The 12,975-nt window shown below is 52.5% G+C and carries 9 protein-coding genes; all 9 read right to left on the minus strand.

Annotation, left to right across the window (positions count from 1 at the left end):
* Positions 1–16: 16 nt before the first annotated feature.
* The 9 genes from H8K03_03615 to H8K03_03655 all read right to left on the minus strand — a co-directional run bounded on the left by H8K03_03615 (position 17) and on the right by H8K03_03655 (position 12,922).
* On the minus strand, positions 17–1,645 hold the full coding sequence (locus H8K03_03615) for an undecaprenyl/decaprenyl-phosphate alpha-N-acetylglucosaminyl 1-phosphate transferase (GenBank protein UVT21015.1): 1,629 nt from the start codon (positions 1,643–1,645) through the stop codon (positions 17–19).
* 31 nt (positions 1,646–1,676) lie between these two features.
* A complete protein-coding gene (xrtD, locus tag H8K03_03620) occupies positions 1,677–3,251 on the minus strand; it encodes a VPLPA-CTERM-specific exosortase XrtD (protein UVT21016.1) in 1,575 nt (524 codons plus the stop codon).
* Between the two features lie 178 nt (positions 3,252–3,429).
* Positions 3,430–4,119, minus strand: a complete 690-nt coding sequence (locus H8K03_03625; GenBank protein ID UVT21017.1) for a hypothetical protein — start codon at positions 4,117–4,119, stop codon at positions 3,430–3,432.
* A 330-nt stretch (positions 4,120–4,449) separates the two neighbouring features.
* Positions 4,450–5,715 (minus strand): glycosyltransferase family 4 protein, encoded by a 1,266-nt coding sequence (locus H8K03_03630; protein ID UVT21018.1) that lies wholly within the window; start codon positions 5,713–5,715, stop codon positions 4,450–4,452.
* The gene (locus H8K03_03635) at positions 5,673–7,208 is read right to left on the minus strand and encodes an alginate lyase family protein (protein ID UVT21019.1); all 1,536 of its coding nucleotides are present in this window, start codon (positions 7,206–7,208) and stop codon (positions 5,673–5,675) included. The genes H8K03_03630 and H8K03_03635 overlap by 43 nt, the downstream gene beginning before the upstream one ends.
* Before the next feature lie 264 nt (positions 7,209–7,472).
* On the minus strand, positions 7,473–9,629 hold the full coding sequence (locus H8K03_03640) for a bi-domain-containing oxidoreductase (protein ID UVT21020.1): 2,157 nt from the start codon (positions 9,627–9,629) through the stop codon (positions 7,473–7,475).
* Positions 9,630–10,991, minus strand: a complete 1,362-nt coding sequence (locus H8K03_03645; protein UVT21021.1) for a phenylacetate--CoA ligase family protein — start codon at positions 10,989–10,991, stop codon at positions 9,630–9,632.
* Positions 10,992–10,999: 8 nt separating this feature from the next.
* Positions 11,000–11,833: a class I SAM-dependent methyltransferase gene (locus tag H8K03_03650; GenBank protein ID UVT21022.1), complete on the minus strand. Its 834-nt coding sequence runs from the start codon at positions 11,831–11,833 to the stop codon at positions 11,000–11,002.
* A gap of 33 nt (positions 11,834–11,866) precedes the next feature.
* Entirely contained in the window at positions 11,867–12,922 is a 1,056-nt protein-coding gene (locus H8K03_03655; protein ID UVT21023.1) for a CapA family protein, read from the minus strand.
* Positions 12,923–12,975: the final 53 nt, after the last annotated feature.

Consider the following 12,975-nt stretch of genomic DNA (forward strand, 5'->3'; position numbering starts at 1 on the left):
TACGTAACCGGGTTCGCTACAACAAAATCCGAATTCCGAGTCCGAAGAGGATCCAGAGCGAAACCAGTCCCAATTGACGGACGCGATGAGAAAAGGCGTGGAGGAGCAGTTCAAAGGAAAAGAACAGCACGAGTAGCTTGGCCGCAAAGACTCCCAGATGAGATATATCTGCATTCACTTCCGGGAGCAGCGGGAAGGTGATCGCCAAGAACACCATCAGATAATCGAGCGGGGTGGTCTGAAACCGGTTCTGTTCGTTAAACCGAAGACTCAACAGCACCATGACCGCGACCACAACGAAAAATGCATTGTGGGCCATCGCGACGGCAGATACGGACGAGGATCGCGATCCCTCACAGACATAGAGCAGAAACGTCGTTCCCACATAGAGTCCGCCACGCACAAAATATGGTGCGACCTGTGTCGAAATGCCAAGCAAAACCACAACAAAGAGAGCGATCGAGAGATAGCCCACATCACTTGGCACGTTCGAGGGAATAAAGACGAGTGCGATCAAAAACAACGGAACGGCGGCAGCCAGGAACTGGATCGGCATATCCGTCAACAGCGGCCCATTCACAAAGCGCGTCACGGCGACATTCGACATGAACAATCCCTCTCGTGATGTCGGAGTGGGAAGAAGACCGCGTCCAGCCGCTATAAAAAGCAACAGCACTGAAATCGCCAGGGCGAGATAGAGCGGCAGAATCAACGTGTCGGACTGCCATCTGAGGAGATAGGCCACCCCCAGCATGCTTGCCTGGATCAAGTAGATCACGGTCACAGCCTCATAGTGAGTCAGTCCAGTCCGCAGCAACTTATGGTGGATATGCGCCCGGTCGCCGACGAATGGAGAGCGCCCTTCAGCCAATCGCTGACCTGTCACACCGAGTGTGTCTAGAAACGGCAGCCCCAATAGGAAAAGCGCGAGACTCGGACTGAATGGCCCACGTGACGAATCGGTCAACAGGATGGCGAGCACACCCATCATGAAACCTAACAGTTGACTGCCGCCATCACCCATAAATATTCGTGCCGGATACGTGTTGTACCGCAAGAAACCCAAGAGCGCCCCAAGAAAGGGAACCGTGAGCGTGAGCACCACCGAGTCATTCGCGAGAAAGGCTAGATAGGCGATTCCCGACAGCGTCAAGAACGATAAGCCGCCGGCCAGTCCGTCCAAGCCATCGGTCAGATTCACCGCATTCGAGACTCCGACAAGAAAGACAATGGTCACGAGAGCGCCGACCCATGCCGGCACTTCAACGTCAGGCAAGAAGGGAAGCGTCGTAAACCAAATGTCACCGCCGATGACAACCGCCATGGCCGCGAGTATCTGCCCCACCAGTTTGGTCCGATAACTCAGGTCGACACGATCGTCCCAGACTCCGAATGCCACTATAATCACGCACCCGACCAGAACCGAGAACGTAGTCGCATCTCTCGCACCCCACCAGGCAATTGAAGCGCAGGCCCCCACGGCAAAGGCAAGCCCGCCGACGCGTGGGATCGGGTGCTCGTGGACTTTGCGTCCTCCCGGTAGATCCATGACCTGAAATCGTTCTGCCGCCAGCCGTAAGGGAGGGATCAGTGCCATGCACAGAAGTAACGCCGTCATGGAACTGAAAAACAATTCGTTCATCATAGATACGCTCGCATGCCTTGGCTGCCGCCGGTCAATCCGGCACAAACCGGTTCAGCTCTTGGCCGATCTCAACCGCAAATGCTTGGAGACGTTGGTCGACGGCCGCCTCAGATTCACCAGGACTCACAAGCGACGCCAATCTGATCAGCGCCCCGTCGGTTCGATGGCGAATAAAGGCATCCCACAACAGATACAACTTGACCTGGTACTCGTCCGCGATCTGTCGATCGCGCTGTTTAAACCAGTAGAGGACGATCTGCTTCTGATCACCCTTCTGAATCACGGCGCGATTGACTATGACCGGCTGCCCCATCGTCGGTGACGACGGCAACTCCGTGCGTGACAAGGACGCAATCTCCCATCCCCCTCCAGGCAGACAACTTTGAGGCGAATGTGCCGATTGTCCTTTCCTTTGTGACCGATAGTAGGCGGCATAGAAATTCATCTGAGGTCCCTTGTCCGAATGGTAGTCGGCAAGGACGTAATCATCGAACCGAAGGGCATCGATATATTGCTTTTCCAGAGCGAAGCGGGCTCCTCGCCACGGACCAACCTGCATCGGGAACTCGATAAAGGGCGCCCGAGCTGGAGCAACCTCTTCCCGATCACCGAAGGCCGTCGACAGCAGAGTGAATGGCGCAAGCAGAGCAACACTGCATAGATAGGCGCGCCCTGGCGCGAATAGGAGACGGATCGGCTGGTTGAGGCTGGGCTCGTGGCCGTCAGTTTTCGCCTGATCTCTCCAGGTAAACTGTTCACGAAATGATCTCTGGGGTATCACCGCCGCGACTCGTCCTAGTAGTCTCATTTCAGCAATCAGCAGCCCAAAACTCGCCATGAAAATGACCCATCCCTCGAACAGGTGATAAAACCCTTCGGCAGCTCCTTGCCCATAGAGTTCGACCAGAACTCCGATCATGCCGATACGAAAACCATTGATGAGGATCGAGATCGGAATCGCGGAAAGCACCAGGACCACTCGCTTCCACATCTTGTCCTTGAACAGGTAGGCACAGAGCAGCGCCAGAGAAGTCAGAGGCAGCAGGTAGCGAATACCGCTACAAGCTTCGACCACTTGAAGCTGTACCGGTCCCAAGTCAATGACATTGCCTTCGCGAAACGCCATGACTCCGATCAGTTGTAGACACCCGACTCCCAAGGATGAAGACCACAGCTGAAGCTGGCTCGATAAACTCGCGTAGAAAAATACGGGCAAGGGAATCGCGGTCAAGAGATAGCCGAGTGGAAATGCGATCGCCTTCGCGCCGCTCATCCCGATGAGCGCAATCGCCAAACCAACGATCACCATCCACAAGGAGAGATGGAGGACAACATAGAGCGTGGACAACTCACCAACTACATAGAGAACAAGACCCGCTGCGATGACCGCAAGACCCCACCATGAGGATTCTCTCGGCATTTGCAAGAGACGATGTCGGGATTGCCATATTAAGAACCCACTGATCACCGGGACAAAGATTCCATGACTATAATCGTCACTGCCTAACCAGTGGTTGAACAAATAGATGAGGCTCTCCTCATACATGTAGCCCAACAACACTGCGATCAGGACTGAGGTGAAGAGAAGGACCCGCGTACTAGTCATAAGAGAGAGCCCTTCAAACAATGATTGGGAATGAGCCGAGCGAGCAACGTTTAGCCTGAAGCGGGGGGCGCAAGCTTCTATCTACGGCAATTTCTACCTATCGCTCCATCCAAGAGAAAGAACGGGCTTGATACCTCCTTGAGGTATCAAGCCCTCGCGATCACAAACACCGTCGCACTTATGCCTGCGAGCTTCGAAGATTTCGCAGACCTCCCGCACCCAAACCAACCAAGGAGACGAGACCCGCACCGAACAGAAGGACCGCCGCCGGCAACGGCACGGCCGTCAAGCTCGTGATCGATCCGAGAAAAACGGCTGGATTACCTTCTGAATCCTCAAAAAAGAGCCGCCATCTCGCTGCAGTCAGACCGCTCAAACTATATACGCCATTCAATGAACTAAAACTTGGAGGGCCTTCTAGATCCGTGCTGGTAAACAATGCCCCCCCCTTACTGTCGAGACGAAGATCCAAATTAAACGGCGAGTAGCCGGAATTCATAAAGTTGGGACCGCTAACTGCAGACGCCAATGCCCAACGATTGCCACTACCACCGCCCATAGGAATATTCTGCGAAATCGTCACAGCGTTGGCGCCAGGCGCCAAAGATGACGTGTAGTTGAACCCGCCAAAATGCAGAGAGAAGCCCGTTACTGCACCATTATAAGCGCCACTGTTTACGGCAGTGTCACTGTTGAATTGAAACGCACCGGTAACCGGGACAATCATTGTGGACATACCATCGATGCTACCGGTAAACGAATAATTCACCAGAGCAGCATGTGCCGCGTTCAAAGGAACCATCAATGAACACAGCGCAATCGCCGGCAACAGAGCTCTCCTGAGAAACAATCGCGTCATCATCGGCATAACACTACTCCTGCTAGAGGTTGGTACATTAGGGACACGTATGAATTGGCGTATTGGTGAGCAAATCCTGGGCCATCGAAGAATGTTTCTATACTCCTGATATCTCAACACGCAGGAAGGCCTTCCGGGCTCCACAATGTGTGCACTTTCCTACGAGGGCGTTCAAATATGTAGATATCACGCATATTCAAGGGGAAAAACCTTCCTCGTGACACTACCTATGTTTGGCAAAAACGTTCCTATCGATGAACGGTCCTTCAGCACACATACTTACTGCATCTATGACCTAATTTGGCGGCTTGTGCATCGTCCGTTCTTTGGGCAATACACTCATGCAGCTTGTTCATAAGAATCATCTGCGGTTTCGATAGACGGCTTGTGAGAAACAGATTCGAGAACAGACGCAAGCTTTCTGGCAAGTTCAATGCGATCGAAATGACGGAGAACGAATTTTCGCCCGTTTCTTCCCAGCTGCTGACACAATTCGGGGCGTTGAGACAGTTTCAATACACCGGCCGCCAATTCATCGGCCTGCTCGGGCTCGATGCACAGGCCGGCCTGGGCCGTTTGCAGAAGATCAGCGGTTTCTCCCTCTACCCCGAGAATAATCGGCTTTTCCATCGCGAGACTTTCAAAGATCTTCGAGGGGATGACCGTCTTGAACAAATCGGACTTTTTGAGTAACACGAGGCTGACGTCGGACAGCGCCCAGAATTCGCGCATACGCTGTTTTGGTTGCTGATCCAGCATCATGACATTGTCGAGCTCCATCTCGTCTCGCATCCGGACGAGCGCCTTCCGTTCAGCTCCGTCTCCGACCATCAAGAAGATAATGTTTGTTGTACTGCTCAATTGGCGTGCCGCGTGGAGAATCGTCTCAAGATGATGAGCCATTCCATGAGTGCCGAAATACGAAACGACAAACCGCCCCTTGATCCCAAGCTCTTGTGCAACGGAACTTGGCCCATCGAGTGGAGCATATTGGGCCAGATCGACTCCGTTCTTGACGACGACGACTTTCCCCGCCTCAATTCCCTTGCTGAGGATATAGGTCTTGAAGGAGTCCGTTACCGGCACAATCCGATCGGCTTTTCGGTATGCGAATCTCTCCGCCCATTCCAGGATCCTGATGATTGCAGGATTTTTGATGGCTCCTACGGCGACGATCGACTCCGGCCATAGGTCGCGAATCTCCAGCACCCACGGAATTCCCATCACCTTGCTAACAAAGTACCCCGCGAGCCCATTGAAGAATTGAGGAGAGGTCGAAAGGACAACATCTGCTTTCGGCAGAAAGAGAGACACAATAACCGCTGCGTACATGTACGAGATGTAATTCAACGTCCTTTTTAAGAAGCCTTCATTCGCTGTGACGAATGTCCAAACCCGAACAACTGTGATCCCGTCCTTGGTTTCTTGTTGATACAATCGATTGCGATACCCGTCATAAACCTTTCCCTGCGGATGATTGGGCGCGCAGGTCACGACCGTGACCGTATGCCCATCCTTCACCCACTGCCGACAATGTTCATATGTTCTGGTTGCAGGAGCATTCACTTCGGGAGGGAAATAATGTGACAAGAAGAGGATTCGCATGGGCTTGGGGGATCGGGTTGCCGGGATGTCGCTCTCTGGATTCGATAACTCAGTTGGAGCGGGATTTCTCCGGAACAAGAAAAGGCTATCACAAGGTTCTCCTGCCTCAAACCAAACTCAGAAAAATAGCATCCCTGCTCAATCTCCACCCGACAGGCGCTCATCGCTTCGATCGTGGCCACGACTTCCCCGTCTCGCTCTATCCTGAAACAGCCAGTCTCCGATTTGGCGATTGTGAAATCAGGATGAATATGAACAAAACTTTCCATTCGATGTGTTCCCTGACCTTCAACCTTGTCTGTAACGATCCAACTCCCCCGTCCATCACAAGCAATTCGTCTTGTATGGATGGGCTTTCCACTCAATCTCCTATATCCGTCATGACCGCCTTCGAACAAGGCCGACTCGTGTCCGGTTGCCGCGATATGAGCGCGAAGCGGCTTAGCCCGCCGTGCCACACGAAATACTCCCCATACCTCGGATTGTTCCTCTCCGTCGACCATTACCGTGTTATGAGCTCTCGTACTTCTCGCATACGCCCGTTCAAGACTCGGCTCATAGTCATACACCCCGCTATCGACAATAACCCGTCGCCCATCTATCGCTAACTCATAACTGAGCGTGTCGCTATGGGCATGCCCGGGCTGATAGTCGGGGCCGATCGGCCCACAGTCAATAATAAGCATATCGTTCCCCTGACGGCAGACGTAGTAGCCAGTCGCCGGAAATGCATGTAACGTCATATCTGCTGTCGAACTTGAGGCCTTGTACCCGATTATCCTGTCAGCATAGTCGAAAATCTGGTCAGGAGTTGGAGCGATACCGAACGCCGAATCATTGAAGAGAGGAGTATCCCCGTCTGGCATGCGGATGCCACTCAGGAAATCAAGCGCAGCAGTGACCTTGCTTGTGAATGTGTCCGTTACGTCATGTGAAATCACCGCACGTGAGTTCCGGGCAAGATTCAACACGTCGAGATAATCGACCAGACAAATGGAGTGATACATAGGGCTTCGCTCAAAATGCCCGCCATCGGGGAGAAATTGTTCATCCAATTCTTCTTGCAATATCTGTTGGCCCTTCTGAATCCATCTGTCTGCATCCGCTCCTTCGAAATATATGCCGGCGAAGAACAGCGCCACACCATTTTTGAGGTAATGATTCGCCAAGAGGTGATACTCAATGTTCTGTTCCAACCACAGCGCCTGTCGATACAGACTTTCCATCCACTCGAGCCTGAATACCTGTCCAGGGATATGATCAGGACTGGTCTTGCCAGCCTCCATGCGAGAACGGGGCGCGTCACTCGATAGGAAGAATTTTATCCAGTTCACGACCCTGAGCGAGACCGTATAGGGTTCCCACGCATCTTCAGTCCCGAGCGGATTGTGCCGGATCCAGTCCGTAACGAGAAGACGCTTATTTTCAGAAGAGCGCTGCGAATCATGCAAGTAGTCAAAATAGTGAAGGTTATAGCGCCACAGTTTTGGCATCTCCTTGGAGGCCCAATTTCCCGTTCCCGGATCAAACGGTTTCGATCTCCCAAGAAAACACAAATGTGAATCACCCTCTCTATGGGCAGAGGCAAAGACTCCAGGGAGCATCGCAATCCCTGGGCGAAGACTGACATCAACAGTCTTGCTTATTGACTGAAACCGAGGAAAGATTCGCCGCTGAAGAAGGTACCCAACCTGTGAAGGGCGGAGATGAACCAGCGTCCTGGCGTAGAAAGACAGTCGATTCATGCGAGACAACGCTTATCTCAGCGAATCCATGATGTCGAAGGTAACTTGAGTCACTTCAACAAGTTCATGCCAGGGAATCGGCGAGCATTCGCCACGGCGAATCGCGCTCACGAATGCGTCGACGCATGAGGTATTTCCTTTGTCTTGACTCCAGAGATCCATTTTTCGAAAACCGGACCACCCATAGCCGCGAAGCTTTCGGAAATTATCCAATTGCAGCACTTTACCTGCGCAAAACACTTCCAATCGCTCTTTGGGGAACGATTTATGCCCATTCCCGAAATAGTGTATGGTTCCAATTGATCCATCTCTGAACTCTAAAGTGACAGTAACGTTGTCTTCTCTGGCAGGAGCTCCTGACGATTTGCCCATTAGCATAGCCTGGACCGCAATAATCGGTGAACCTGCCAGAAAACGAAGAAGATCCACAAAATGACACCCTTCACCGATAATCCGCCCCCCTCCGATCATTCGATCCTGAGTCCAGTGTTCATCGGAAATGTGGCCGGCATTGACCGTCATGACAAACGTCTTGGGCTCCGTAATTCCGACAACCAACTCTTTCACCCGTCGAACCTGCGGAGCAAAACGACGATTGAACCCAACCATCAAGAGTGGTGGAGAATCCCGCTTCTCGATGCATTCCTCATAGAGATCAGCGACCGCTTTCAGCTCTTCCCTGGTGATGGCCAACGGCTTTTCAACAAACACATGTTTGCCAGCTTTCAGAGCTTCAGCGGTAAGCGTTGCATGACTGTCATGCCGGGTTGCGATTATGACGGTGTTGATATCGGATGATTCGATCACATTCTTACTGTCGCTCGTGATCTCCGAAAAGCCGAACTTGCGCCCTGCGTGGGCGGCAGTCACACCAGTGCTACTGGCAACAACCTTAAAAATGATCCCGGCGCGTTTAAACGCCGGCAGAAGCACTTGCGTCGCATAGTTACCGGCACCAATACAGCCCATGACCGGTGAGGTGGCTGGATGACCCACCTCGATTGACTCCTCCGAACACCTTATCGTCCTGCTCAGCAATCTCTTATGGGCAAAGACATCTGGTTTCGGATATTGCAAGACAATTCCGAGTGACGGGACTCGGCTGGAAATAATGTCATAGGCGGTTGTAGCCTGCTCAAACGGAATACGATGCGATATGAGCAAGTCTGTCTGGAGACGGCCGTCTGCCAACATATCGAGAACCGCCTCAAAATTACGTTGCTCCGTCCATCGGACGAAGCCAAGGGGATAATCGTGGCCGTGATCCTCGTATGAGCTATCGTAGCGTCCCGGCCCATAGGAGCAGGATACCTGGAACGTCAATTCCTTTTCATAGAAGTCGGCACGGGAAAGTTCTAACCCCGTCACACCGACGAGCACGATCCGTCCGCGCTTCCGGCACATGTGCGCTGCTTGATGAACAGGCTCGTTACTCTTCGTAGACGCAGTGATGATGACTGCATCCACACCTCGGCCGCGGGAGAAGGCCATGGCTGCCCCCACGGGATCGGGGTTCTGACTGAGATCAACCGTTTCCGCTCCAAGTTTCTGCGCGAGTGCGATTTTACTTCCGTCATAGTCTAACCCCAGGACCCGACACCCATGAGACCTCAACAGTTGAACCGCCATCAATCCGATCAATCCAAGTCCAGTAACCACGACAGCCTCGCCCAGGCTGGGCTGAATGAGGCGGATCCCCTGCAACCCAATCGCACCGATCACGGTGAACGAAGCAGCATCGTCGCTCACGGAGTCCGGAACTCTCGCACAGAGGTTTTTCGGGACACAGACAATTTCCGCATGCTTGCCATTCGACGCCACTCTGTCTCCAACTGAAAAGCCGGTCACTCCCTGCCCGATCTCAAGCACCATCCCCACGTTGCAATACCCCATCGGGAGCGGTTGATCCAGCTTATTCCGGACCGCCTCGAGCGTGGGCAGCACTCCGTCTGTCTTGACCTTATCCAATACCATTCGAACCTTTTCCGGTTGCTGGCGAGCTTTTTCGAACACATTTGCCTTACCGAATTCGACCAGCATGCGCTCCGTTCCCACCGAAACAAGCGAGTGAGTCGTCCTGATCAGCAGGTGGTTCTCTCTGACCTTCGGGCTCGGAATATCGGCGAGACTGGTTTCACCCGATGAAAGATTCTGCAATATTTGTTTCATTTACACCTTACTCACAACAAATCGAAGCTTTCCCGTCTTGCCGCGTTCCAGATGGGACACATGATCAACTTTGATTGTTACATCGCGGCCTACACGCTTCTGCGCTTCATCCAGAAGGCGCCGTTCGTCAGCACCGCTATAGCCTTCGCGTTTGACGATTCTAAAGACGAGCGTCTCACGATCCGGTTGATAGATTTGAGCCTCTCTGATCTGAGTCAAATCTTTGAAAATATGATCGAGCCTGCCTAACCGGGCACCCGACGGCAACACAACATAATCTTCCTTCCTGCCGTCGACGGACTCGACAACACGGCCGGTCATAGGACATGTCGGACGTTCTGCAGAAAGACGCGCAAAGTCCCCCGTGTCATAACGAAACAATGGAAAAGCTGGATTACTCCAATTGGTTCCCACAATTCTGTATACATCCGGTTGATCTTCCAGTGGGACAAATTCTACCCAAGAGAAGTCTTCGTCGACATGTAAGTGACCACTTGGACATTCTGAAATGTTCGCCACTGATTCTGCTTGACCATAGTGCTGGCGGACGGGACACCCGAAAGCCTTCTGCATGAGATCCTTTTGCTGCGGGAGCAAACTCTCAGCGCCCGTTGTCACCACGTTCGGAGCCTTGCGCAATGATTTTCCTCTTTCCAAAAGATAGCCGGCGATGAGCGCCAGTAGTGACGGGTAGCCGTGAAGCCAAGATGGTAAATACTCGTCAAGGCCGGCGAGATAGTCTTGTGCAGTCGTCGGAGATAGATGGTATCCACTGAATAGGATCTGCCGGCCTGGACGGTTGAGTCTCCAAAACGGCGGAACTGACTGTATCAAAGGAACAACCGACCGACCGCCAAAATACCCGCACCACATATTGTGGGAGATTCGGTGCCAGGCGCGATACCGCCACCATACGGCCCATCGTTCTTTTTCTGCAGCTTGAGTTTCCCAAAACACCAGTCCCGAACCTGTTGTTCCGCTGGTATGGCTTGAAAGAAGTCCGTCCATTCCGATGGTTGGATTACGAATGGTTTTCGCCTCATCCTGAACCTCTGCCTTGGTTAGGATGGGGAGTTTCTTGAGTTCCTCCTCTAAGTTCTTGGCGGAGGGGTTTACCTCGTACTGCCTGAATCGCTTTTTCCAAAATGGACACTGGAGCGCAGTCTCGACATGAGTGCGAAGACGGGATTTTGTGACCCCTTCCGCTTCTGCCAGGGAAGAGATTGGCCGTTCAATCAACGCTCCACTGATCGCCCAAAACTCTTCGTTGTATCTCCTCTTCGAAAGCCTCCAGCCTTCAATAGAACACGCAACGTTTTGAAGCGTGATCGGAAGGTGTTTGTACACATCCTCGGCATTCATGGATCGATCTATTTTGTTACGAGCGCGCAAAGCCAGATGCTATCCGCTGAGACAGGAGTCACAAAGGAAAAGTCTTCATGGCGGTACTGTTGACCACCGCCTAGCCATCGATGAACCGGTTCTAGTCGCAAGGTTTTCCACGCCAGCCGAATTGGATCGGCCCAATACCACTCGCCAAGAAATCTGTAGTCCTTGATATTCCGCGCCACAATTCCCTGCTGCATCTCAAACAGCCGGTGATTGATGAATCGTTGCCCCCAAATTTGGACGTTGGTAAACCGCTGCTCAAGCATCGCGCGAAATTCTGGGAGGTTGTACTCCTTCAGATGTGTATGATTTACGGGAGACGGCTCAACATCTAAGGAAAACACTGGACGGTTGGGCGTAGAAATCAACGCCACACCGGTGGTCCGAAGATGTCTGTAGATGGTTTCCAGCAGATGTTCAGGCCTGTTGACATGTTCGATGACTTCGCAGCATAGGACTACATCCCAGGCTTCCGATCCACAATCCAGATGCTCACTGCAGACATCGCCCTGCATAAACGATCCGTTCGGATTGGCGCGCTTCGCGTAAGCAACAGACGCTTCAGATATGTCCACCCCAAGCACCTTACCGGATCCCAGTTTGTTCTTGGCGTAGGTATAATTAAAGCCTGTTCCACACCCGAGATCTAAAATCGATTTGTTTACGAGGTCGACCGTTTCTGCGAAGAATCGTATCCGAGATATTTGTTCCTGAACCATCATCGACGGATCATCGTCTAAGTCACCCCCAGCCGCATGAGGAACTGCCCGCCCGGAACCCACACGTTCATCAAATCCCTGTCTAGAATCACTCATGTTTTCTCACAATCATATCCAGAGGCAGTCCCATCAGCGCAATTCAGCCTTCCAGTTGGCCGCCAATGCAGCGCTAATCAAGAGGTGTCGGCCTTTCACCCATAAGTCTTTGAGCCGATTGATCCGGCGCGATCGGCAGTCTTTGTAGATTGGAAGAAGAAGTTTCTTGCGGCGATGTAGCTTAAACCATTGCACATACTCCCGATGGCCCATTCCGACAAATGGAGTCAACTTCGCCACGGACCGAGAGTCTTGCAACGCTTCTGACTGCTCGAAGTCGAGCGATCGTGTCCCACGATTGTAGGAGAACCAATGGCACCTCATTTCTTGAGTGGAAGGAATCCATTCAAATGCCAGTTGCCGCAGGGCAAAATCAGGGAACCGTAAATTTCTCCCAAAGATCATCCCTTCGGGTAAAAACCAGTTCCCCAGGCCATACACGATCGGACATCCTTTGTAGAGTTCAATTCCCTGAACACAGTGGCTATGGCAACCCACCACGGCAGAGACTCCCCGATCTACAGCCATTTGGGCGATTTGGCGATGCATCGGCTGGGGATAAATTTCGAGTTCATAGTTCCAATGCATGAGTAATACGATAGGCTTGCCAGGGAAATTCTCCTTCGCCTTCTTGATCCCATCAAGGACAGAATCCAAGGCGAATGGATTCACACCGGCTCTGTCTGCAGACGCGATTCGACATCCAATGGTGTCCCACCCAAACCCGATAAACGCGACAGCCCCCTCTCGCTCTTCCAACAATACTGGACGCGACGCTTCATCCAACGAATCCCCGGCCCCACAAGTGAGGATTCCGTGTTCTCGCAGAACACGAATCGTAGCTCGAGGTGAACCATCAATGTCGACAATATGGTTATTTGCAAGGGACAGCAAACGAAAATTGTTTTCCCGAAGGTATTCAATTACGGCGTGATCGTTGTACAAGCTCGTACCTTGAGGTTCGACCGATCTATCCAGAATCGCACCCTCAAGGTTGGCGATGACGGAGCTAGTTCCAAAATAGCCAGCGGTCGATGGCAGCGATGCACGAGCCTCCCTCGGAACAGCAATGTCTCCTACAAACACCATCTCCCTACTCCTGCAGCCTCGCTGACCCCATGAAAGTGGGTCGCTGCTTCACG

This window comes from Nitrospira sp., assembly GCA_024760545.1.
GTDB lineage: Bacteria > Nitrospirota > Nitrospiria > Nitrospirales > Nitrospiraceae > Nitrospira_D.

Coding starts and splice junctions, on each gene's coding strand:
- H8K03_03615 (UVT21015.1), bottom strand. CDS start 1,645: ATGATGAACGAATTGTTTTTCAGTTCCATGACGGCGTTACTTCTGTGC.
- xrtD (UVT21016.1), bottom strand. CDS start 3,251: ATGACTAGTACGCGGGTCCTTCTCTTCACCTCAGTCCTGATCGCAGTG.
- H8K03_03625 (UVT21017.1), bottom strand. CDS start 4,119: ATGCCGATGATGACGCGATTGTTTCTCAGGAGAGCTCTGTTGCCGGCG.
- H8K03_03630 (UVT21018.1), bottom strand. CDS start 5,715: ATGCGAATCCTCTTCTTGTCACATTATTTCCCTCCCGAAGTGAATGCT.
- H8K03_03635 (UVT21019.1), bottom strand. CDS start 7,208: ATGCCAAAACTGTGGCGCTATAACCTTCACTATTTTGACTACTTGCAT.
- H8K03_03640 (UVT21020.1), bottom strand. CDS start 9,629: ATGAAACAAATATTGCAGAATCTTTCATCGGGTGAAACCAGTCTCGCC.
- H8K03_03645 (UVT21021.1), bottom strand. CDS start 10,991: ATGAATGCCGAGGATGTGTACAAACACCTTCCGATCACGCTTCAAAAC.
- H8K03_03650 (UVT21022.1), bottom strand. CDS start 11,833: ATGAGTGATTCTAGACAGGGATTTGATGAACGTGTGGGTTCCGGGCGG.
- H8K03_03655 (UVT21023.1), bottom strand. CDS start 12,922: ATGGTGTTTGTAGGAGACATTGCTGTTCCGAGGGAGGCTCGTGCATCG.